The 20,893-nt window shown below is 68.5% G+C and carries 20 protein-coding genes, 1 tRNA gene and 2 pseudogenes; 12 read left to right on the top strand and 11 right to left on the bottom strand.

The annotated features are described in order from the left end of the window. Positions 1–58: 58 nt before the first annotated feature. Positions 59–1,291 carry a hypothetical protein gene (locus ACZ7OY_RS41005; RefSeq protein WP_472250618.1) on the top strand — a complete coding sequence of 411 codons (1,233 nt, stop codon included), beginning with the start codon at positions 59–61 and terminating at the stop codon, positions 1,289–1,291. A 616-nt stretch (positions 1,292–1,907) separates the two neighbouring features. On the opposite strand, the gene ACZ7OY_RS41010 is transcribed toward ACZ7OY_RS41005, so the two are convergent. Both ACZ7OY_RS41010 and ACZ7OY_RS41015 read right to left on the bottom strand, forming a co-directional pair. Further along, positions 1,908–2,813: a sigma-70 family RNA polymerase sigma factor family protein gene (locus ACZ7OY_RS41010; protein WP_472250619.1), complete on the bottom strand. Its 906-nt coding sequence runs from the start codon at positions 2,811–2,813 to the stop codon at positions 1,908–1,910. Between the two features lie 317 nt (positions 2,814–3,130). Then, positions 3,131–3,601: a carboxymuconolactone decarboxylase family protein gene (locus ACZ7OY_RS41015; RefSeq protein ID WP_472250620.1), complete on the bottom strand. Its 471-nt coding sequence runs from the start codon at positions 3,599–3,601 to the stop codon at positions 3,131–3,133. Positions 3,602–4,131: 530 nt separating this feature from the next. On the opposite strand from ACZ7OY_RS41015, the gene ACZ7OY_RS41020 reads away from it, so the two are divergent. After that, positions 4,132–4,476: a hypothetical protein gene (locus tag ACZ7OY_RS41020; protein WP_472250621.1), complete on the top strand. Its 345-nt coding sequence runs from the start codon at positions 4,132–4,134 to the stop codon at positions 4,474–4,476. Positions 4,477–5,001: 525 nt separating this feature from the next. Beyond that, on the top strand, positions 5,002–5,901 hold the full coding sequence (locus ACZ7OY_RS41025; RefSeq protein WP_472250622.1) for an RNA polymerase sigma-70 factor: 900 nt from the start codon (positions 5,002–5,004) through the stop codon (positions 5,899–5,901). Positions 5,902–6,222: 321 nt separating this feature from the next. Here the strand turns inward: ACZ7OY_RS41025 and ACZ7OY_RS41030 are convergent, their stop codons facing one another. From ACZ7OY_RS41030 to ACZ7OY_RS41045, 4 genes are all read right to left on the bottom strand, one after another. Beyond that, positions 6,223–6,609 carry an IS3 family transposase gene (locus tag ACZ7OY_RS41030; RefSeq protein WP_472250623.1) on the bottom strand — a complete coding sequence of 129 codons (387 nt, stop codon included), beginning with the start codon at positions 6,607–6,609 and terminating at the stop codon, positions 6,223–6,225. Beyond that, positions 6,609–7,616: a helix-turn-helix domain-containing protein gene (locus tag ACZ7OY_RS41035; protein ID WP_472250624.1), complete on the bottom strand. Its 1,008-nt coding sequence runs from the start codon at positions 7,614–7,616 to the stop codon at positions 6,609–6,611. Before ACZ7OY_RS41035 ends, ACZ7OY_RS41030 begins: the two co-directional genes overlap by 1 nt. 153 nt (positions 7,617–7,769) lie before the next feature. Then, positions 7,770–8,051 (bottom strand): hypothetical protein, encoded by a 282-nt coding sequence (locus ACZ7OY_RS41040; protein ID WP_472250625.1) that lies wholly within the window; start codon positions 8,049–8,051, stop codon positions 7,770–7,772. Between the two features lie 1,448 nt (positions 8,052–9,499). Further along, positions 9,500–9,886, bottom strand: coding sequence for a VOC family protein (locus tag ACZ7OY_RS41045; protein WP_472250681.1), 387 nt, complete (start codon positions 9,884–9,886; stop codon positions 9,500–9,502). Between the two features lie 85 nt (positions 9,887–9,971). On the opposite strand from ACZ7OY_RS41045, the gene ACZ7OY_RS41050 reads away from it, so the two are divergent. From ACZ7OY_RS41050 to ACZ7OY_RS41060, 3 genes and pseudogenes are all read left to right on the top strand, one after another. After that, complete coding sequence (locus tag ACZ7OY_RS41050; RefSeq protein WP_472250626.1) at positions 9,972–11,018, top strand: LysR family transcriptional regulator; 1,047 nt, start codon at positions 9,972–9,974, stop codon at positions 11,016–11,018. A gap of 347 nt (positions 11,019–11,365) precedes the next feature. After that, positions 11,366–11,616: pseudogene (locus tag ACZ7OY_RS41055) on the top strand (serine/threonine-protein kinase); the annotation flags it as partial. 362 nt (positions 11,617–11,978) lie between these two features. Further along, a complete protein-coding gene (locus ACZ7OY_RS41060) occupies positions 11,979–12,200 on the top strand; it encodes a hypothetical protein (RefSeq protein ID WP_472250627.1) in 222 nt (73 codons plus the stop codon). Positions 12,201–12,272: 72 nt separating this feature from the next. Here the strand turns inward: ACZ7OY_RS41060 and ACZ7OY_RS41065 are convergent, their stop codons facing one another. Both ACZ7OY_RS41065 and ACZ7OY_RS41070 read right to left on the bottom strand, forming a co-directional pair. Then, positions 12,273–12,767, bottom strand: a complete 495-nt coding sequence (locus ACZ7OY_RS41065) for a hypothetical protein (RefSeq protein WP_472250628.1) — start codon at positions 12,765–12,767, stop codon at positions 12,273–12,275. A gap of 185 nt (positions 12,768–12,952) precedes the next feature. Then, the gene (locus ACZ7OY_RS41070; RefSeq protein ID WP_472250629.1) at positions 12,953–14,992 is read right to left on the bottom strand and encodes a PA14 domain-containing protein; all 2,040 of its coding nucleotides are present in this window, start codon (positions 14,990–14,992) and stop codon (positions 12,953–12,955) included. A 283-nt stretch (positions 14,993–15,275) separates the two neighbouring features. Here ACZ7OY_RS41070 and ACZ7OY_RS41075 point away from each other — a divergent pair, with 283 nt between their 5' ends. The 3 genes from ACZ7OY_RS41075 (at position 15,276) to ACZ7OY_RS41085 (ending at position 16,870) form a co-directional block, all read left to right on the top strand. Continuing rightward, a complete protein-coding gene (locus ACZ7OY_RS41075) occupies positions 15,276–16,010 on the top strand; it encodes a DsbA family protein (RefSeq protein ID WP_472250630.1) in 735 nt (244 codons plus the stop codon). Between the two features lie 63 nt (positions 16,011–16,073). Beyond that, positions 16,074–16,535 (top strand): hypothetical protein, encoded by a 462-nt coding sequence (locus ACZ7OY_RS41080; RefSeq protein WP_472250631.1) that lies wholly within the window; start codon positions 16,074–16,076, stop codon positions 16,533–16,535. A 261-nt stretch (positions 16,536–16,796) separates the two neighbouring features. Next, positions 16,797–16,870: transfer RNA gene (locus tag ACZ7OY_RS41085), tRNA-Met, on the top strand. A gap of 114 nt (positions 16,871–16,984) precedes the next feature. On the opposite strand, the pseudogene ACZ7OY_RS41090 reads toward ACZ7OY_RS41085, so the two are convergent. Further along, a pseudogene (locus tag ACZ7OY_RS41090) lies at positions 16,985–17,254 on the bottom strand (LysR family transcriptional regulator); the annotation flags it as partial. 169 nt (positions 17,255–17,423) lie between these two features. Between ACZ7OY_RS41090 and ACZ7OY_RS41095 the strand changes: the two are divergent. Next, positions 17,424–17,918 (top strand): cupin domain-containing protein, encoded by a 495-nt coding sequence (locus ACZ7OY_RS41095; RefSeq protein WP_472250632.1) that lies wholly within the window; start codon positions 17,424–17,426, stop codon positions 17,916–17,918. Here the strand turns inward: ACZ7OY_RS41095 and ACZ7OY_RS41100 are convergent. Beyond that, positions 17,885–18,229: a hypothetical protein gene (locus tag ACZ7OY_RS41100; protein ID WP_472250633.1), complete on the bottom strand. Its 345-nt coding sequence runs from the start codon at positions 18,227–18,229 to the stop codon at positions 17,885–17,887. The two genes, ACZ7OY_RS41095 and ACZ7OY_RS41100, sit on opposite strands and share 34 nt — an antisense overlap. A gap of 23 nt (positions 18,230–18,252) precedes the next feature. Continuing rightward, positions 18,253–18,864: a TetR/AcrR family transcriptional regulator gene (locus ACZ7OY_RS41105; RefSeq protein ID WP_472250634.1), complete on the bottom strand. Its 612-nt coding sequence runs from the start codon at positions 18,862–18,864 to the stop codon at positions 18,253–18,255. A 594-nt stretch (positions 18,865–19,458) separates the two neighbouring features. Between ACZ7OY_RS41105 and ACZ7OY_RS41110 the strand changes: the two genes are divergently transcribed. Both ACZ7OY_RS41110 and ACZ7OY_RS41115 read left to right on the top strand, forming a co-directional pair. Further along, positions 19,459–19,920 carry a nucleotidyltransferase domain-containing protein gene (locus tag ACZ7OY_RS41110; protein ID WP_472250635.1) on the top strand — a complete coding sequence of 154 codons (462 nt, stop codon included), beginning with the start codon at positions 19,459–19,461 and terminating at the stop codon, positions 19,918–19,920. Between the two features lie 161 nt (positions 19,921–20,081). Further along, complete coding sequence (locus tag ACZ7OY_RS41115) at positions 20,082–20,504, top strand: hypothetical protein (protein ID WP_472250636.1); 423 nt, start codon at positions 20,082–20,084, stop codon at positions 20,502–20,504. Positions 20,505–20,893: the final 389 nt, after the last annotated feature.

Raw genomic sequence — 20,893 nt, forward strand, 5'->3', positions numbered from 1 at the left:
CCCGTCCCGAACCGCTGTTGCCACGCTCAACAGCTCCCGCGCGAAGGAGCCCCAGCCCATGCCGGATCCCGTCTTCGTCATCCACGGTGTCGCCAACCGCGACCGTGACGGCTTCACCGCCGCCGTCGAGGCTCTTCAGAACGCGACGGGCGTCGACATGGTGCCGGTGTACTGGGGCGACCTCGGCGCCGAGGACCGTCTCATCACCGCGGCCCTTCCCACCCGCGACACCAAGCTCATCTCCCCGGTAGGACCCGGCGACATCCTGCGCGACGAGACAGCCGACAGCCTTCCCTCCTATCTCTTCCCCGCACAGCCCCTCGTGGTCGATCAACTGCGGATCGTCGATGCCGCGCTGCGCGGTGAACTGGCTTCGGACGAAGGACCGTTGCGAGCCGACGTAAGTCCGGGCACGCCCACTGCCGATGAAGTCATGGACTGTCTCGTCGACGAATGGCCCGACACCCGCTGGCTCAGCCGGACGGACGACGCAGCTCTGCTGGCGGAGACCGGCCGCGCCCTGGCCCGCGTGCTGCTGGATGCGGACCCCGATGCGGACACCTCGTACGGATACGACGCTCTCCGCGGCCCGTCCGGCCCCGGAACGGGACGGTGGCGCGACATGCTCCGCAGGCGGCTACGTGATCTGGACCGCATCACGGGCGCGGCGATCGGCGCCGCAGCAGGACGTGTCAACCAGGCCGTGCGCACACGCATCCTGCCCGGCACCACCCGATTCCTCGGCGACGTGCTGGTCTACCAGCGCCACCGCGACGTCATCCACGCCCGTGTCCGGGAGCGGATCGACGAGATCGACCCGAACCTGGGACGAGGGCCACAGCGCCCGGTGCGGTTGGTCGCCCACAGCCTTGGCGGCGTCATCGCGGTGGACATGGCCACGGCGGGGGAGCCGCTGTGGACCGACCATCTGCTCACCTTCGGTTCCCAGGCGGCCTTCTTCCACGTCTGCGATCCGCGGGGTGGTCAACTCCTGCCCTACACCGCACAGTCACCGGTCCGGCTCCCCGCTTCGCTCGGCCGCTGGACCAATCTCTGGGAGCCGATGGACATGTTGGCCTTCGCCGCTTCCCGGGTCTTCCGGCTCGACGACGGCACCGAACCGGTCGACCGCGCCGTGCCGCACTCCACCAGCTCCGGCCTGTGGACCCACTCCGCCTACTGGGACTTGCCCGCCGTCGCCGTCGCCATCGCGGAGGCCATGGAGGGCGGCTCATCGGCAGCCGACGAGCGGATGCCCGGAGATGCCGGCCGACAGGCGGACCCCGTGTGAACGCGCGTCTCGTGTGCGTGCCACCGATGCTGGTCCGACCCGCGCTTCGAGGGCTGGCGGCGGGATCTGCCGCGGTCGGCGGCCGGACTGCAACGACTGGTTCGGCAAGCGAGTCAGGCAGGCCCGACCGAAACGCGAGTCCGGTCCCGGTCCCGGGCGTCGGCCTCGGTCGGGCAGAATGCCGGACATGACGACTTGAAGAGCACCGGCCGGGCGGCAGCACTGGCGCAAGATTGGCAGCGACTGGTCCGTTCCGGACGGTGAACGCCGGATCTGCGCCGCATGCGCGACGCCCGTCCGCTCGTACCAGTACCGCTTCTATCCGCCCGAGTCCGACATGTTCGAGCGCTGCATCGGGTTCGCCTGGTGCTCGACGTGCCGGATCTACTCCGCAAACATGGTTCACATCCCGCGGAAGCGGGTTCTGGCCGATGCCCTCGCATCCCTGCCCCCTGAGGAACGCGAGCGGTTGGTACGTTCGGAGACGGGACTGATCGAATTCCTGGACCGCCGGCTCCGAAGTGCAGAAGGGCAGTCCTGACCGGGCAGACGGATGGCTCCGCTCTCGGCGACGCGCCTTCCGCCTCGCCCGGACGGTCTCGCGATCGCCGTGCCCCTAGCGGGAGGCGTCGTCCTGCGGTCCCGGCGTGCCGGGCGCGCGTTCGGTCCGGTTCCAGAGGCGGAGCTTGTCGGGGTTGAGGACGACCCAGACCTGGACCACGTGAAGGCCTGCGATGTCGAGGCAGATCACGGCCGCGACCTGGTTCTCATAGCGCACGATGAGCCCCGTCCGGCCGTTGACGGAGTGAGGGACCAACGTCGTGGACGGGTGCCGGGCGAGCAGAGTGAGCAGACCGCGGGCGACCCGCAGACGGCCGTGGATCGGCCGGGTCAGGGCCCGCACCTTCCCGCCGCCGTCGAAGAAGGCGGTGACGTCGGCTGCCAGCAGCGACGCCAGCCGGCGGCTGTTCTCGTCGGCACACGCTCGACCAACCGCGCGGACGACGAGGTCGTGCTGCCGGGGCGTTGTGGTACGCGCCCGTCGGGCACGCAGGCTGTGCCGGGCACGCTCGGCGAGTTCGGCACACTCCCGTTCGGTATGCCCCACGACGTCGGCGACTGCTCCGGGCGCCATACCGAACACGTCGTCGAGGACGAAGGCTGCCCTCTCGGCCGGGGACAGGGCGCCCAGCGCGTCGAGGAGGACCTGGCTCACCTCCTCCTCGAGGGAGCCGTCACGCTGACCGGACCGGACGCCTCTCGCCTGCAGGTCGGCGCTCCGGCGCTCGGGCAGCTCCAGGTGGGCCAGGCAGATGGCTCCTGCGGTTTTCGCGAGCCAGGACCGGGGATCGGCGATCCGCCCCCTGTCCGGCTCGGAAAGCGTGTACCACTGTCGGTAGTTCTCGGCGACGACGCTCTCGGCTTCGTGGCCCCTGCCCAGCATCCAGCGGGCGACATCCAGCAGGTGCTGTCGTTCGTCGCACAGCTCCGCAATCGGCATCGCGGCACCAGCCTGATCCATTCCGATTCCTCCCTCGCGCGGAGAGTTCCGGAAACCGAGACGGGGCCGAGGTGCCTCGGCTTCCCCATCGGCGCTCTTCACAGAGCTGACCGGACAGGCGGCGAACGTGTGACACCTCGCTCACCGCGCTGGTGGCGCGTTCGCCGGGCCCGCGTACGGCAGAGGCTTCGCAGAGCCGGTTACGTCACGATGACCGTCCGTGCCGTAGCAGTCTGTGACTGTTACGGCACGGACGGGTGGCGAGGGTCAGCCCTCCGGCGACAGGCCTGCGACAGCAGAAGGCCGACAGGCTCTGCCGTGCGCCTGCACGCGTGGGGTCAGCCGAACATGCCGACCTGGTAGTCACCCGCCGGCTGGCGGTTGATGACGTTGATGCGGTTGTAGGCGTTGATGAGTGCGATCAGCGAGATCAGCGCGGCCAGTTGGTCCTCGTCGTAGAACTTGGTCGCGTTGGTCCATGCCTCGTCCGTCACACCGGTCGAGCTGTCCGCGAGGCGCGTGCCCTGTTCGGCCAGTTCCAGTGCCGCGCGCTCGGCATCGGTGAAGACCGTGGCCTCGCGCCACGCGGCCACCAGGTTCAGGCGCAGCTGCGTCTCTCCGGCTGCCGCGGCTTCCTTGGTGTGCATGTCGGTGCAGAAGCCGCAGCCGTTGATCTGGCTGGCGCGGATCTTCACCAGTTCCTCGGTGGCGGCCGGCAGGGCCGGAGCCAGCGCCGCGGCGGCCGAGTTGAAGTGCCGCATGACCTTGCCCGCGAGGGCGTTGCCGAAGTAGTTGATGCGTGCGTCCATGATGGAATCTCCTCAAACGGTGAACGGGTTTCGGCTTACTGACCGAGCACCCCGTCGGTCTGTGACACCGAGACCGCCACTGTTCACAGTCGAGATCATCGAGAGTGTGGATACGGTCGGTCGTCCCCGAAGCCGTGACCCCGTCCGTAGCGGACCTGGCAAGCGCACAGTCAGCGGACGGTCCAAGGGTGGCCACCATGCCTGATCGGAGGCGGTGTCGCCTTCGACACACGCCGCGCCCGGTACGTGGCTGCCGACTCCGTCCGACTCAACGGCGTGACCCTCGAACAGCGGCCACGGCCGGACAGCGGGGACTTCATTTCGGCATGCCGTGTCACACACGGGCTCTCGGCTCGGTCTCATGAGGTGAAAAGGGACGTTCCCTCGGCCGATCACGTGGGGAATCGGCCGTCCGGTCCCGGCGCCCGGATGCCGCGTCCTGCACAACCCCTGCACCGGTGTCCGGGCCTGCGGACGGTGAGCACGTTCACGGAACCCTGGCAGCGGCACGTTCAACTTCGGAGCTGACGATGGACACGTACAAGCAGACAGCAGCCCGCGGCCTGATCGACATCAAGGCGTATGTGCACCGGCAGGCCCACCTCGGCGCGGCCCGTCGGCGCCTGGCCGAATTCACCGCGCGGGCCGCGGACTTCAGCCCTGGTCAGAAGCGTGATCTGGAGCGGTGCCACCTCGACGAGCAGCGGTACGTGGCGCGCATGGCCACCGATCACATCGTCGACGGCATCAGTGCGGCGGAGAACGCGCACCGCATCCGATCCGGACGGTGGCTGCGCGGCACACTGATGGTCATGACGCTGATCAGCGTTGTTCTGCTCATGTGTGCGGCTCTGGTCGTGAGCTTGGTGGCCTGACCAGCGGCAATGGCCCCTGAACAGGCTGCCCGGCGGGCCGGGCACGGCGATGAGGACGGTGCGGAGCGGACGACGCACAGTGTCCCACCGTCTTCGCGACTGCCGGGACGGGAAAAGCGCCGTTCGGCGGCGCCGGTCAGGCAGCTTCCTCGCAGGGCCGGACATCACGAGGTGTCACAACGTGATGAACCAGCTGGGGCTGAGCGCGCCGGTCGGCGCCGGTGTCAGTGGACAACGTCATTCCTCGTACTCCAGCTCCGGTGGCTTGGGTGGGTCACTCGACAGGACCGAAGTGGGCGTCGGCCTGTGACACCGGGACGTGATGGTGAGTCCGGCGCGTGGGTGTCATCGCCGGGTGCGCGCAGTCTCAGGCGAGCAGGACGCGGGGAAGTGAGACGGCGAGCAGGCACGGTCACAACGAGTGCCACGTTGTGCCGACGCGGGTTCACACGGTCCTGCCGTCGAATCGCACCAGCCCGGACGCGCGTAGCATGGCTGACGGACAGGCCAGAAGGGACGATTCCAATGTGTGCTGGCGCCCCATCCGACACCGACGACCGGGCGACTCGGGATTTCCTCGCGGCACGTCCGCAACTCTTCGGCATCGCCTATCGCGTGCTCGGCAGCAGTGCTGAGGCCGAGGACGTCGTGCAGGATGCGTGGCTTCGTTGGCAGAACACCGATCGCACGACGGTCCGCGAGCCCGCCGCGTTCCTGACCGCGGTCGCCACCCGCCTGGCGATCAATGTCGCGCAGTCGGCGCGGGTGCGCCGCGAGTCCTACGTCGGGCCCTGGCTTCCCGAGCCCGTGGACACCAGCCAGGACCCCCAGCTGGGTGCCGAGCGCGCCGAAGCCGTGGAAATGGCGGTTCTGCTGCTTCTGGAGAAGCTGAACCCGGTCGAGCGTGCCGCCTACGTGCTGCGCGAGGCGTTCGACTACCCCTACTCGCGCATCGCCGACATCCTGGAGACCAGTGACGCCAACGGCCGTCAGCTGGTGAGCCGCGCTCGGCGGCATCTTGCCGCCGAGCGCAAGGAGAGCGTCAGCCCGACCGATCACCGACGTCTGCTGGAGGTTTTCCTCTCCGCGGCGCGCACGGGTGACATGGCGGTTCTGGAAAACGTCCTGACGGCCGACGTCATCAGCTACGCGGACGGTGGCGGTATCCGCGGCGCGTCCAAAATCCCGGTCGTGGGCCGCACACACGTCTCCCGCTATCTTGCGGCCTTCGCACCCCGCTTCTGGCCGCAGGCGGATGTCCGCTGGGTGGAGGCCAACGGGCGACCGGCGGTGCTGGTCGAAGCCGATGGGGACGAGGTCGCTCTGCTGTGCCTGGACGTCTCCCCGCAGGGCATCGAGCGGATCATGTGGGTGATGAACCCGGCCAAGCTCGCGCCCTACGTCGCGTCGCTGACGGCCGCTTGACCGGTTGCCGCAGGGCCGTACAACCAGTGGACGTCACAGGACCCGCGACCTCCCGGTCACCCGGTAGTCCGCAAGCCGGACACCGGTCGATCGAAGGGCAGTCCGTGTGACGCTCATCGTGTGCGGTGTGCTGCCACGTGCCCGCGATGCGCAGGCGTCGTCGACAACGGTGCAGCCGCGCTGCTGCCTTCCTTCCCCCTGAGGTCGGCTTTCCCGGCCGTGGAGTACCGCGGCGGCTCGGCCCGGTCCCCAGCCGATCGGCGGTCGCCTGCGCGGCGTCACTCTTTCAGCGGAAGCGTCCTTGATTCCTGCCGCACTCCATCAGTGGCCGGCGTCCGACGGGACCGTTGCCCTCACGCCGGGGTGATGCCGAGCCCGAGGAGTGCGCCGTGGCGCTCGGTCGTCGGAAGCCTGCGGGGCTGTCCATCGGGAGCGGCCGTTCCGCCCCCTGATGCCGGCTTGTCGCATGAGCAGTTCCACTGTCCCGCGGCTGACGCTGACGCCGTAGAACTGCTGTAGCTCCTGATGAATGCGACGGGAGCCGTATGCGGCCTCGGACGACTGGTGGATGGCGAGGATGAGTTCGGTCAGCCAGGCGTGGCGTTGCAGTCGGCCCGAGGGAGCACGTCGGCGCCAGGCGTAGTACCCGGATTCGGAGACGCGCAGGAGCATGGACGTCGACCGGACCGAATACCCTTCTGCCGCCATCACCTGGATGGCCTCGAACCGCCTTTTGGGGGCACCACATCGTTCAGCAGCTCTGTCAGACGCCGATGGGCGCGGAGTTCACGCTCCAGCTCCGCGATGCGCGCTCGAGCGGCGCTCAGCTCCACCGAGAGCGTTTGTCTGCCCACCAGCTGATGTCCAGTCAGGTGCGCATGGGATTGGCGCCAGCGGTACACGGTGGGTCTGCTGAGGTGCAGTTCAGCTGCGACGTCCTTGACGGACCGCCCCTCGGCCAGCAGGTCCAGGGCTCGGTTGTGCAGTGAAGAGGGATGCTGTCTGGGCATGTTCCTTCTGATTTCAGGCCCGGGGAAAAGCTGACGGCCCGGCTCGGGTGGACCGGCCCGACGAAGTGCTCGGGGTGCGTGAGGCTGCCCGGCCGGAGTCGGTGACCGACCCCGATCTCCTGACCGCCTCGTTCTCTCAACGGACGTGACGGTGCACGGTGACTGTGGGTTGGCAGCGGCTCGGGGCCGCTGGGTCCGAGGACGTGAAGTCCCTGCTCGGCGCGGCGGCGGAAGAGGGAGCGGTGCCACCATGCGGTGATCAAGCGGGACACACCTGCCGGAACGGCCACGCCCATGACCGCGCGAAGCCGCGTGTTGCCTTCGGTGGCGCGCACCGCGCACCGCGCACCGCGCCACGGGCCACGGGCCACGGGCCAGGCGGCCGGCAAGCTGTACGGTCAGGTGGGCCGCGCCAGCCATGGGGCAGATGAGCACGAGGCTTCCGATGACACCGACCAGCTCTGCGGCGATCTGCCCGTCACTGAAGACCGGAAAGGTTCCCGTGAGCTGTTCGACCAGGGAACGCGGGCTGGTGGAGACCGGTCGGGCAAGGTTCCACAGGGCGTAGCCGGTCTCCGACGGCAGCAGGGGGGTCACGATGGCGCCCCATACGGAGACCACGATCCGGGCGGAGCGCTTGAGGTCTGTCACGTCCTGGTGCACCGGGCGCCCCGGCAGGATGCTCAACAGGATGGGCTTGGCCATCGCGGAGCCAGGTAGCCGCCGGGAGAAGACACCGCTTCGACCATCCCTGCGGTCACGACCTGCAGCGTGGGAGGTGGCCTCAGTGCTTCGAGATGCCGAACAGCAAGGCGGGTTGGCCGCATCGTCGGGCTGGTTCGTCCGTGCGACGAAGGTTCATTTCTTCGAGCGCGAGGCCGGGTGCGGCCCGTGCCGCACCCGGGCGGCAACTTCATGGCGCAGCGCGATCACCGACTCGCCGAAGCGGAGTGGGACTTGTCGGCGGTCGCCGGCGCAAGCGGCGGTGACGCTCCCCGTGAACAGCTGCATCAAGATCACGTAATCGATCACCGGGAATTGCGGGGCAGTCCTTGATGGAACGGTACGCCGCCGGATGTCACCGATCGCTGTGTTCAGGGTCTTTGGGGTTGTCCGGTCCAGCACATAACAGCGGCCCATGGGCTGCACTCTCAGATCTCACCCGAGGTTCCAGGTCGGACCGGATGAGACGAGGCTATTCAGATCGTGCCTGACAGACTTGTGCCGCGGTGAAACACTGGAGGATCGCCGGATTGAGGTGAGTGGAGCAGTCCTGGCAATCTCCGGAAGGCGACCTGGACCGGCGTCCGCATTCTCACGAGGAAATCCGTCGGCCGTGACGAAGGGCTGCGCGGTTTGCCGGGCTCCGCGAGCTCGGAGCGGAATGGGAGCGAAAGCCCCCTATTCGTATCGAGTGATGAGTCTATCGCGGCCGCACGGTGACGGCTCTATTGTCCGATCGCGCGGCGTGTCGTCCGCGCGGCTCGCCCCGGCGGGCGGGTGGTGGTCCGGGAATCGCGCTGCGACGACATGGGGGCACTGCCCGCCGCGACATCCTGCACGGCGGCGGGCAGTGCCAGAGTTGATGCCCCTGGCTACCGGAGCCAGTTGGGTACGCAGACCCAGTGGTTGCGGTGGTGCCCCCAGTCACGCTGGTAGACCCAGTAGCATCCGCGGCCGTGTTCGCGGTGCCCGTCCCAGTCCCAGCCGCGGCCCCGGTCGTCCCAGCCGCGACCTCGGTGGTCCCAGCCGCGACCCCTGTCGTCCCAGCCGCGGCCCCGGTCGTGGTCTCCATCCCAGCCGCGGCCCCGGTCGCCACCGTGGTTCCGGTGCCCGTCGTGGTCACGCGACTCCAGGAGGGAGCCCGCATGGACGGGCGATGCCTTGAGAGTGGGAGCCGGAGCGGCTGCCGCCGTACCTGCAAGCGGCAGAATGACAGCCCCGACCGTCAGAACTGCGGCAGTCAAGGTTCCAGTCATACGCTTCACTGATTGATCCTCCTTGAATTCCCGGGCAATCTCTGCCCGGAAACCGACAGTACCCGCAACTTTTGGGCCGGTAATGCAAGCAAGTGGCGTCGTGTCAGGTGGGTCGGTGTCGTCCCAAGGATTCAAACAGCAGGTCGGAGGGCGCGGGCCAGCGGTCCGTGGTTTCCATTTCGACCGGAAGGGGTTCGGCAAGAACACTCGACCGGCGGACGAGCCGTGCGAGTCGAATGGAGAGGGCCTCGGCGGATCGGCAACGCACCTTTTCGAGATCTTGTTCGTTGATTTCGGATGTAAGGTGCCATGCCTTTCGGAGAGGCAGACTGTCCGCTTTCCTCGCGTCTGCCAGGACACATGTCGAGAAGATCCCGTCATGGTCCGATCGAAATGCCTTGATTTTCGTGGAGAGAGTTTTAGTGTTTCTTTCCCGTATCCCTTCCCGAGTCGCATCGAGGAGGTGTCCGACTTCATGCAGGCGCATGGTTGGCGAGGCCGCGGCGTCTGAAGATCCGTCAGCGGGGTGTGCGGTCCGGCAGTGCCGGGGCGTCGGCGGCGGACGACACCCGCCCGTCGGGAACCGGCTCACGCGTGACCTCGGTCGGCTCAGTTGTCGAGGTCCTGTGGATACCAGCGGAGTTCGATTCCGTTGCCGTCCGGGTCCTGGATGTAGACCGACGTGGCCGTGCCGCGTGCGCCGAACCGTGGCACGGGTCCTTCGAGAACCGTGCAGGGCGCCGATGCGATGAACTCGTCCCAGTCCAGTGGATCGACGGTGAGGCAGATGTGGTCGACGTTCGCCGCCCCCCGGGGGCCGGCGACGAGGTCGATGATGGTCTCGGGGGTGATCCTGACCGACGGGAAAGGCGCCTTTGCCTGTCGCCACTCGTCGACGCGCACCGGCTCCAGGCCCAGGAGGCCGGTGTAGAACGTCAGGGAGCGCTCGACGTCGGCGACGTTGAGGACCAGGTGGTCGAACGCCTTGACCCGCAGGGAGGGCACTCGCGGTGCCTTGCGATGGGTCTGGGCAGCGCGGTCGTGGCCCTGCGGGGACGAGTGGGTTCCGGACGGGCCGGCGGTGGTGTTCGAAGTGATCACAGCTCTTCCCTCGTTGGCGGAGTGGGCGGGGTTGTTCCAGGATCCGCCGCACGGAATGCGCCATCAAGACAGCATTGCCATACGATCGTTGAGCCTGACTCAACGAAATGAGGGCGACGTGCTGGAGCGTGTGGAGATCGAAATCTTCCTGGCTCTTGCCGAAGAGCTCCACTTCGGCCGTACCGCGGAACGCCTCGGTCTGACGACCGGCCGGGTGAGTCAGGTGATCAGGAAATTGGAGCGGCACATCGGCGGTGCCTTGTTCGCGCGCACCAGCCGCACCGTTCGACTCACGCCGGTCGGCGAGCAGTTGGCCGATGATCTGGCACCCCTCGTCGCCGCGATGGAGGCCGCACTCCGCAAGGCAGCCGACGCGAGCCGGGGTGTCACGGGCGAACTCCGGGTGGCCTTTCTCGGAGAGGGGACGGCCCCCGCACTGCTCAAGGTGGTCGCGCTGTTCGGCGAACGGCATCCCGACTGCCGGGTCGAGGTCCGGGAAGTGCAGCTGTCCAACTCCCGCGCGAGCCTGGTCGATGGTTCGGTCGACCTGCTCGTCGCCTCGTATCCCTTCGACGGAATGGTCTGCGGTCCTGCGCTGATCACGGAGCAGCGGGTGCTCGCGGTCGCTTCCGGGCATCCCCTCGCCGGTGAGCGTTCGGTGTCGGTCGAGGTGCTCGCGGACCACCCCGTGGTGCAGTATCCGGAGGTCACATCGGCAGGGTTCAAACGGGACCGCACCCCGGACCACACCCCGTCGGGCCGCCCGATTCCGAAGGGACCGGCCGGAGCCTCGTTCTCCGAGATGCTCACCCTCGTCGCGATGGGCAGAGGAGTCCTTCCGGTCGGCGAGCATTCCCGCCTCTACTACCCGCGTCCGGACGTCACCTACGTGCCCCTCCACGATGCACCCCCGATCGAACGCGGTCCGGTCTGGCGGGCGGGTAACACGGCCGCGCGCATCGAGGAGTTCGTACGGGCTGCGGCGGATACGGCGAACAACGCGAGGTTTCCCAACCCCGGGCCGTGAGATTTCCCGACCCCGGACAACGGCCCGGCCGCCAGAACTCCTTGAAGACCTTCCCCGACTCACGTACGGGAACATCGCGATCCGCCCCTCACAACTGACCCTTGACGGCGTGGACTTCGGACTGATCCCGAAACGTCACGCAGAGAGCGAAGAAGACGAAGACCGAGCCGAGCCCTACCCAGACCGCCTCGGGTTCAGCAAATGCGCCAATTACCGGACATGGCCCTCCTGGGGCGGCAATGATGCCTTTCGCCGCTGGTGGGCTGACAGGAGCCCGTTCGGAGAGGAAGTGGTCAGTCGGGGGCAGTGAGCGGGTCGCGGCGCTGGAGGCGAGCGATCCGCGGCAGGTGGGCCGGTACCGGATCGTGGGCCGCCTGGGCGCCGGCGGCATGGGCCGGGCCTACCTCGGCCGATCACCGGGCGGCCGCGCCCGGTGGCCGTGAAAGTGGTGCGCCCAGAACTGGCGGAAGAGCCCGGCTTTGCGAAGAGATTCGCCCGTGAGGTGAGCGCGGCACGCCGGGTGAACGGGTTCTTCGCCGCGGCGGTGGTGGACGCCGACCCGCAAGGGAATCCGGCGTGGCTGGCGACCGCGTACATGCAACAACGTACGCTGCGCATCCTGGGCTGGAGTCTGGCGGTCACCTTGAGCATCTGGACCCTCAAGGTGTACTTCCTCAGCTTGTTCGTCCTGCTCCTGGCTCTCGCCGTCCCTGGTGGGCACCACGATGATGCGGTACAGGCGCAGGCGGCGAGCCCGGCCAACAGCGCGGTGACCGTGGATCCGGTCGCCTTTGGCTTCCGGGGGTATCAGTGCGACCTGCCGGAATCACATCCGCACCCCCCGAAGGCCGTCAGGGGATCCTGGCTCCTGGCCACTTCTGCCGCTCTCGCCTCTACGATGCCGTGGTGATCAAGGTGTCTTGGACGTTGGCGGGCGAGCACGCGGATGAATGGACTGGCATGGACCCACAGGAGGGCGCAGCGGTACTCGAAGCGAGAGTCGGTGCCGTGGTCGAGGCCAGCGGTATGACGGCCGATGCGATACGGCACTACCGCGAGACGTTCCTCATGCCGGTGGCCGAGAACCTGCGCACGGCAGGCAGGGCGGCGCTGTCGCAGGGCAAGTCGTGGAACACGGCCGCCGGTCCGATCCTCGTGGCCGCCTCCCCGGTCGCAGCCTGAATTGCAGCGACGTCATCCTCGTTGACGACACCCGCCGTTCGCATCTGCCGGCTGCCGCGTGTTCCCGCCGCGTCACAGGACTTCGGTCTGCTGCGGGGTCACGCAGTGGGAAAACTCCCCGACCCGCACGATGTAGCCCTTCGGCGGTTCCAAGGACGTCGTCCACCAGAGCCCGGTGACCTCCCCGACAGCATCCGCCGACGCGCCCGGTGTGTCCGACTCCAAGCGGATCCGGACGCGGGTTCCTTCGGGGAGGTCACTGCGATAGCGGGGCGGCATGTCGGGACGAAGCCCTCCCCGGGAGACCAGGAACTCCGGCCGCAGCCTCCAGGGGCTGCCGTCCTCGGTCTCCACCGAGTAGAGCGGCCCGGCCTGGCCATCACTCACGTCCTGCTCGATGACACACGCGACGACGACCCCGCGGTCGCCCACGACCTCCGGCCCGAGCCGGCCCAGTTCCGGAACCGGTGGGTGTGGCGTCGCCAGTTCCACCATCTCGCCGTAGACCAGCGTGGCCTGCTCGGGCCAGGGAGTCTCCTCCAACGGCCACCGATGCTCGACGGTCACGAGGGCCTCCGGTTCATGGCCTCGGCGGACCACCACACCAGAACGACGAGGCGTCCGGACGGAGTCGGTCGTGCTGCCGGATCCGCCGGGACTGATCCCGATGTGGCCGCGGGAACTGCCGCACTGGCCCTACGTCCAGGCCATCGATGAGGGGGTCACCGCCGGACACTTGGGATTGAGGCACTTCAGACCGTGTCCTGGAAGACGCAGTCCCACGCGTACGTGCCCGCGACGCTGCCGTCGCCACGTACGGCCTGGAGCGTGTAGAAGTACGACATCCCCTTCGTGGCGGTGGTGTCCGTCCATTTCCGGGTCTCCGTCGGCAGCAGGCCCTCGTGCTGGGGCTCGTACGCTTCGGTCGCCGGGTTCCACCGGCTGACGCGGTAGCCGGTGACGGTGTCGCACAGCGCGGTGTTGTCACACCACCAGTTGACCATCGGCGCAGCGGCGCCTGCCGTGTTGTAGCTCAGGGCGCCGAGTTTCCAGTCTTGGGTGACCGACACGGAGGGCCGCAGGTCGAGCTCGGTGGCCTCGGCGACGGTGACCTGCGGGTCGTACGGGGTCAGCTGGTTGGCCCAGCGGTCCTTGGCGATGACGGCGTAGACGTGCGTCTCGCCGTCCGGCAGGTCGCCGCACAGGATCGGGCGCCGGTCCATCCCGCCCGCGCAGCCATGGGAGCTGAGCCACTTGATGCTGCCGTCGGCCTGCCGGGCGCCGGTCCAGACCACGTAGCCGACGATGTCGTCCTCGGTCGACGCGTCCCAGCTCACCAGCACACCGTCGGTGCGCGGGGTGGCCCTCACACCGGTGACGGGGCCCGGTGCGATCCGGTCGCCGGTGCGGACCACGAGCGGTGCGGACAGCGCCGATTCGTTGCCGGCCGGGTCCACCGCGGCGACGGCGTACGTCACATAGGTGCCGGCGGGCATGTCCAGGTCGCGGCAGACGCCCTCGGTGGCGTACTGGTCGCTGGGGTCGGTGCAGGTGACGCGGGTGAGCGAGGCAGGGTCGAGAGTCTTCCCGGGCGAGCGGTAGACGTGGTACCTCCCACCGTGGTTGAAGTCCTCCAGGAAGCCATCGGGCTCCCTCCAGAACACCTCGGTGAAGCCGACGCCGACATCGGCGGTGAGGCTCGTCGGCGGCTTCGGTGGCGTCCGGTCGACACCGTCGCCGGTGACCGTGGCGTACGCGCCCGGATTGCCGAGCGAGTCGAGGGCGCGGACCCGGTAGTACTGGAGGGTGTTCGAGGGTGCGTCGGGGCCGTACGAAGTCGCGGTCGTCGTGCCCAGCAGGGTGAACGGGCCGGAGGCCGAGGCCGCGGAGTACACCTCGTATGTCGCGGCGTCGCTGATCGGCTGCCAGTTCAGCGTCGTCCACCACCCGTCGGTGACGACGGTGAGGCCCGTCGGGGCCGTAGGACCCGTGCGGTCGACGCTGGTCACGCTCACGTCGGAGCTGCCGGCGGACTCGCGGCCGGCCTTGTCGACGGCGCGGACCTCGTACAGGAACGTCTGGCCGGTCGCGGGCGGTGCGGCGTCGACGAAGACCGGGGAGGTGAGCAGGGCGGTGCCGCTGACCTTCGCCCACTGGCCGGTGCCCAGCCGACGGTAGACACGGTATCCGGCCAGGTCCATCTCCTTGTTGGCGGCCCAGCGCAGCGTGGTCCTCGCGGTGTTCCGGTCGTACGAGGCGGCGAGGGTGGCCGGAGCGAGGGGCTTGACCGTGTCGACGGCGGCCTCGGTGCGCGGAGTGTAGGTGAAGGCGGCGTTGGCGTTGCCGGTCCAGGCGACGTAATCCACTCGCAGGGTGTGCTTGCCGGCCGGGATGGTCAGGTCGACGGTCTTGCGGACGGTGGCGGAGACGTTCCGCCACAAGTCGATCTTCCGTACCCCGTCGACGTAGACGCGCATGCCGTCCTGGGTAGCCGCGGAGAGCCGGAAGGGACCGCCGGAACCGAAGTCCCGGGTGAGGGCCCAGCGGACGGAGAAGTTGTCCCTCGGCAAGGTCACCCCGGCGGGATCGCCACTGCCGTAGTTCTCGGCAATGGCGGAATCACAGGCGGTCCGCCTGGGCGTGCCGCTGAACGAGGTGTTGGCGAAGAACTGTGCCTTCCAGGTGGGAGAGACGCAGGTAACGGCCGCAGCGGCCGGAGTGGCGGTGATCAGGCCGCCAGAGGCGACGAGCGCGGACATCAGGGCCAGCGCGATCAGCCGGTTGCGAGGCATCACAGAGGAAGGGTCCTTTCCGGACCGAAGTGGAGCGCGTGAAACGTGGTGACGCGTGTGTGACTAACGAGGTGGGAGCAGGGTTGCGCTCGTCCAGGTCTTTTCGGCCGGAGAACCGTCGGAGCGCGGGGAGAATCGCGGCAACGGTCGAGCAGCGCGGAAGAATCCACTGGCACGGCCCCGCAGGGGGATGCTCTACTCTGCCCTCTCAAGATCTACTGGGGGGTACGAGATGCGGTTGAGGCGTGGGAGTAGACGGCTGACGGCAGTCGTGTTGACAGGTGTGCTCGCTGCGGCCGTGGTGAGCTGTGGGCATCGGAACCCGTCCGCCGAAGCGGGCGGCGGGCGACAGACGACGGGCGAGGCCGACGGCACGGAGCAGAGCCCGGCCAAGGCGCCCTACCCCGGGTTGGCCGACGTGCCGGAGCAGGTGGAACCGGACGGCACGAGCATTTTGGTGGGCGATCCCCAGGCGCGGGTGACCGTGCACCTCTACGAAGACCCGCGCTGCCCCTACTGCAAGGAATTCGAGACCTCGGGCGGCGGCCCGGTCCTGACCAGGTGGGTCCTGCAGCACGAGGTCAAGGTCGAGTACACGATGGCGTCGTTCCTGGATCCGCGGCTCGGAGGAAACGGGTCGAAGAAGGCGGTCAACGCGCTACGCGCGGCGTTGGAGCAGGGCAAGTTCGCCGAGTACCACGCCGTCCTCTACCAGAACCAGCCCTCCGAAGAGGTGGACGGATTCACCGACGCGCGGCTGCTGGAACTGGCAAGCAAGGTGAAGGGGTTGAGAAGCCCGTCCTTCGACACCGCGGTGAAGTCGATGAAGTACCGGGACTTCGTGGAATCCACCGAGGAGGTGTACGCCGCGGCCGGGCACTACAACGGGCATGCCGGGCCGGGTACTCCCACCGCCGAAGTGAACGGGTACCGGATCCCCGTCGAGTACGGCGGGATCCTCTATGAGGCGGACCTCTTCGACCACTATCTGACAGGAGTGATCGGGACGGCGTCCTGAGCAGCGACCTGGCAGAGGCCTCGTGTCCAAATCCTGTGGCCTCAGACGCTGCACCGTCGATGCGTGGCCCCACCTGCCCGTGATACTCGGGCGCTGGACGGCTACGACGGTCGTGCGGCGGCCGAGCGGACCGCCATGCTCGTCGCGGACCTGGCCCCCGGCCTGTCCGATGGCGCGGAGGTCGAGATCGATGTCACCTGGCACGACTCCCTCACCCCCGTCGACTGCGGCGAAAACCTGGAACGCATCGGCTGCCCGCACTGCGGTGCCTCGATCGACACCGACTGGTACGCGGACCTGCTGGAGAACCACTGTGACGACGGCTTCGCCACCCTGGGCGTCGAAGTGCCCTGCTGCGGCGCCGACACGTCGCTTGACGTGTTGGACTACGACTGGCCGTGCGGCTTCGCCCGCTTCGAGATCGCCATCTGGAACCCCGAACGTGACTGGTTCGGCGACGAGGAACTGGCCGCTGTCGGCGACACACTCGGGCACCCGGTGAAGCAGGTCAGAGCCCACATCTGACTCAGGTCCCAGCAGGAACCCAGTGCATCCGCCCCGGACGGTGATGCGGCCGTCAGACGGCAGACTGGGCGTCAAGCCCCGGCTCGGTCTGTGAGGGCGATCTGCTGCCCTCGGACGTCCTCGGCATGACGGCCCTCCCGATGCCTCGTCACCCCAACTGTGAACGCAGCACGACGGCTCCCCGATCTTCGTGGACCCGTCCGGACCCCGCTGGAAATTCTCTGCCGGGTCGTTGCTCATCGCGTACGCTGAGAGTACCGACGCGGGGTGGAGCAGCTCGGTAGCTCGCTGGGCTCATAACCCAGAGGTCGCTGGTTCAAATCCGGCTCCCGCTACGACAGTTCGGCCCCCTCGGCACCATCGAGGGGGCCGATCGCATGTACAGGTTCGGTCGGCGAGCTCCGCGGCTGAGCGGCCCGGGTGCGCCGGTGCTGTCCGCATCGTCGTGCGCCCTCGCCCGGCCTGCCGCCGTTCCGGTACGACTGCCGGACGGGGTCGGTGTCCGGCGGGAACCCGAACCGGCGATGGTCGTTGAGCTCGGCCAGCCGCAGCCGGCCGCAGCCCGTCGCGGTGGGCCGGCGGATCGTCGGCGCGCAGGACCACGCCGACCGGATCGGTCCGCAGTCCACGCACCTCAGGGCGGTCTCGTCGAACGGCGCCGGGGTCAGCGCCACGTCGACCAGCCCGGCGCGCAACCCGCAGCCCGGAGCCCGCAGGTCGGGTCGGTCAGGTCGGTCGGGTGGCGGCCCGGCCGAAGTGGTGTTCCTCGGCGACCGCCACGAAGTAGCGCAAGGTCCGCGGCTCTACGCTGCAACGATACCGAGGAGGTATCGGCGTCGCGGGATGGGTCTTGGACACCGACAGGTCCCTGGCGGTGCACTCGTGACCATGACCGAAGACGCGAAGACCAGCAAGGCGCAGGCCCATCCCGCCGTATCGGTGGTGGGTCCAGGCGACGGCGAGACGATCATTCTGGGCACCACGCGCATGCGCGTTCTGGAGGACGGCAGCCACACCGGGCACCGCCTGGCGATCGCCGAGTCCGTCCTCGCCCCGCACACCCAGGGACCGCCGCAGCATCGCCACGCCCGACACGACGAGGGCTTCTACATCCTCTCCGGCACAGTGCGCTTCACCGTCGGGCACGAGGACTACGACGCCACCACGGGCACGCTCGTCATGGTCCCGCCCGGTACCCCGCACACCTTCGCCAATCCGACCGACCAGCCCGCCGTGATGCTCAGCACCTTCACCCCCGACCTGTACGTCCAGTACTTCCGAGACCTTCAGCAGGTGCTCGCCGACGGCCGGCCTCTGATGCCACAGGCCAACATCGACGCGATGAGCCGCTACGCGACCGAGCCCGCCACCGACCTCGACTGACTGACCGTTTCGGGGACGGCCGGACCGACTGGGTGAAGATCGCCCGCAACGGAGCCATCGACGCCTGGCTGAACAAGGGCGGCGACGGAGCAGGTATTCGGATCCCTGGCCCGCAGATCCCGCTTCCATCCCCACCGCATGACCGTCATCGCCGAAGCCGTTCTTACCCTGGCGAAGAGTGCGACGGCCTCCACGGGCACGGCGTCGATGTCGGGCGTCTGCTCGCTGTCGCCGATCCGCAGCCGGTGTCCCGGCAGCGGATCGGCGACCAGCCACACCAGGTCGAGGGCAAGGACGGCCAGGGCCGTCACCGCCAGGCGCCGTGTCCGTGCCCTTACTTGGCGGTTCCCGAGAGCACTCCGTGCAGGAAGATCTCCACCAGCTCCTGCGGAGTCAGGTCGGGCTCGGCTTCCGTGTGCACCTGGGTGAAGAGCAGCCCGAAGAAGAGGGCCGCGATCTGCTCCGGCGGCCGGCGCAGGGTGGCCCTGTCGGGCTCCAGGAGCTCCGCGAGGGCCGCGCGGACACGGGCCGTCGATTCGTTGCGGCCCGCGCCGCGCACCGGGCCGGGATGCTTGCCGCCGCGATGCCCCAGTGAGCCGAGGATGGCGCCCATCCTGGACATGTGGGCCTGCAGCGCTTCGGCCGCCTCCACGAGCCGGTCGGGCAGCGGCAGGGATACATCGATCGCGTCGAGCTCGCGGACCGCGTGCTCGGGGGAGAGCGCCTCGGCTACGCAGGCTTGGAGCAGCTCGTCCTTGTCGGCGAAGACCCGGAAGATCGTGCCCTCGCCGATGCCCGCGGCGCGGGCGATCTTCGCGGTCGTCACCGTCGCGCCGTACTCGGCGATCAGCGGGATCGCGGTCTGGATGATCATTTCGCGGCGCCGCTCCGGCGACATGCCCGGGGAGCGGCGGCGGGGAGTCTGGTTCTCCTGAGGTGTCGTCATGACTACGAGAGTACGGAGTGAGTCCTCACTCCGTCAATGAGTGAGGACTCACTCCGAACAAGTTGGTTGACCGAGCCTGATGACCGGCGCGACTGCGTGGGCGTCTGCGCCCCGGGCGGCGGGGCCCCTGTCGCCCGGACGGTGCGACCGGGCACTTGCGGTGGGGTGCCGCCGCGGCCGGTCCCGCGGGCCGGGCCCCGTTGTGGTCGGGCCTTCGGTGTTCCGCACGCACCCCGATGGCCCGCTGCACGCCTCCGATGTCGCCACCGGCAGGGCACGGCACGGGGCGAGGTGAACCGGCCGCCGGCGCAGGAGGAGCGGGTGCTGGTACCCGGCGGCGCGCTGGCGATGTGCTTCTGGTTGACCTTGTTGCCGGTGAGGGCCTTCCGCGGCCCGCACCGCTGTGGTCACGTGATTTTTCAGGCCGTGAGCCGTTGCCTTGCATGATGCGGAGGGGTTGGCTGGCGTGCGTCCGCACCATCGTGCCCCTGCCGTCGCCGATGGCGGCTGTCGAGGCGTCGGCCTGAGAAGCTGTCCGATGCCGGCACGGCTGCCTGGCGAGGGGAATTCGAGGTGCATCGCGACGATCGGTCCGTGAATCCTCCAGCCGTGCTGTCGCCGGAGCGGGCTGCTGAGATCAACGAGGTCATCGACCGGATCACACGGTGGGCGAGGGGCCGTGCAGACGTCGTCGGCCTGCTCCTGGTGGGGTCTTGCGCCCGCAACGCCGCGCGAGCGGACTCCGACATCGACGTCGTGCTGCTCACCGCGGATGAGTCGCGCTATCTCCTTGAGACGGCCTGGGCCCTGGAACTCGGGTGGGGCGAACCGATCCGAACCCAGTCGTGGGGACCGATCACAGAGCGACGCTGTTCCACGGCCTCCGGCCTGGAAGTCGAGTTGGGCATCGGCTCTCCGGGCTGGGCGAGGACGGATCCCGTCGATTCGGGGACGCGTCGTGTCGTCACCGGCGGGGCCCGGGTGTTGTACGACCCGGCAGGCATTCTTGCCGACCTTCTTGCCGCCTGCCGCACGCTGCGCCTCCCGCCGGGGTAGGGGCCCTCTTCGGCGGCGGTCCGGGCGGGCTGGAGGCAGGCGGCACCACGCGGGCCCGCGCCGAACAACAGTGATCGAGCTGACCGACCCTGAGTACTTGATCTCTAGCGCCAACGAGCTCTACGGTTGGCCGACCCGATGTCTTCCTGCTGGAAGTGTTCATGGCTCGCCGGTCGCCGGGCGAGATCAGAGCGCAGCTGCCGCGACGCCGTACGCACCATCGGCAGGCTTCCGTGATCTGCGGACTGTCCGCTTCGGCAAACCGGCAGATCGCCGCCTTCGAACGAAATCACGGCCTTTCCGCAGGCGAAGTCGCAGGTTCGTTTCGCAACTGGAACAGGTCTGTCGGCCGGTCACGCGGAGACCTCGAATCGTTCTACGAGCACGATCACACGGACCTCGGCAGTGGGGACTACCACGTGCGCACTCTGCTGGAGATCGCACTCCATGCTCTGAGGTCCAAGGCGCGACGCGAGCTGAGCGCAGTCCTCGGTCCCGCCGACGAACGCGTGCTTGCCCGCACGCTCAACAATCCTTTCGCGCCCGCTGACCTCCCCTGGTGGATGCGTCGCATCGGTGTCTGAACCCCCAGCGGTTCCTGGTTCTCACCGACCTCGCCAGGCACAGCGGGCCAGAAGCGCTGCCGGCACTGGCCGACATTCGTTTGATCACCGACGCTGGGCGTTGGGTGCGGCCGGCTGCACGACGAATCGGGTGGTTCAGTCGGCCAGGGTGGTACCGCCGAGGGGCGGTTCGGCGTTCTGTGCCGCCGTCCTCTGCAACGACCTGGGCCGATGGCGCGACGAACAGGCTGCCGTCGCTCCGCTCGCTCACCACAGACCTTGCCTATAGGGTCTTGGTCTCCCGCCCCGGCGTGAGCCGGCAGTGGGTTTAAGATGGGAACTGCAGTGTCCGGCAAAGGGGGCAAGGGACGCCACGGGGAGGGGGTTCTTGTGTCGGGTGGCGAGTCGAC

This window comes from Streptomyces sp. NPDC107559 (assembly GCF_055657365.1).

Bases quoted from the DNA above. Each gene is read 5' to 3' on its own strand.
- ACZ7OY_RS41005 (WP_472250618.1), top strand. From the start codon at position 59: ATGCCGGATCCCGTCTTCGTCATCCACGGTGTCGCCAACCGCGACCGT.
- ACZ7OY_RS41010 (WP_472250619.1), bottom strand. From the start codon at position 2,813: ATGGATCAGGCTGGTGCCGCGATGCCGATTGCGGAGCTGTGCGACGAA.
- ACZ7OY_RS41015 (WP_472250620.1), bottom strand. From the start codon at position 3,601: ATGGACGCACGCATCAACTACTTCGGCAACGCCCTCGCGGGCAAGGTC.
- ACZ7OY_RS41020 (WP_472250621.1), top strand. From the start codon at position 4,132: ATGGACACGTACAAGCAGACAGCAGCCCGCGGCCTGATCGACATCAAG.
- ACZ7OY_RS41025 (WP_472250622.1), top strand. From the start codon at position 5,002: ATGTGTGCTGGCGCCCCATCCGACACCGACGACCGGGCGACTCGGGAT.
- ACZ7OY_RS41030 (WP_472250623.1), bottom strand. From the start codon at position 6,609: ATGGCGGCAGAAGGGTATTCGGTCCGGTCGACGTCCATGCTCCTGCGC.
- ACZ7OY_RS41035 (WP_472250624.1), bottom strand. From the start codon at position 7,616: ATGGCCAAGCCCATCCTGTTGAGCATCCTGCCGGGGCGCCCGGTGCAC.
- ACZ7OY_RS41040 (WP_472250625.1), bottom strand. From the start codon at position 8,051: ATGGGCCGCTGTTATGTGCTGGACCGGACAACCCCAAAGACCCTGAAC.
- ACZ7OY_RS41060 (WP_472250627.1), top strand. From the start codon at position 11,979: ATGGACCCACAGGAGGGCGCAGCGGTACTCGAAGCGAGAGTCGGTGCC.
- ACZ7OY_RS41070 (WP_472250629.1), bottom strand. From the start codon at position 14,992: ATGCCTCGCAACCGGCTGATCGCGCTGGCCCTGATGTCCGCGCTCGTC.
- ACZ7OY_RS41095 (WP_472250632.1), top strand. From the start codon at position 17,424: ATGACCGAAGACGCGAAGACCAGCAAGGCGCAGGCCCATCCCGCCGTA.
- ACZ7OY_RS41105 (WP_472250634.1), bottom strand. From the start codon at position 18,864: ATGACGACACCTCAGGAGAACCAGACTCCCCGCCGCCGCTCCCCGGGC.
- ACZ7OY_RS41115 (WP_472250636.1), top strand. From the start codon at position 20,082: ATGGCTCGCCGGTCGCCGGGCGAGATCAGAGCGCAGCTGCCGCGACGC.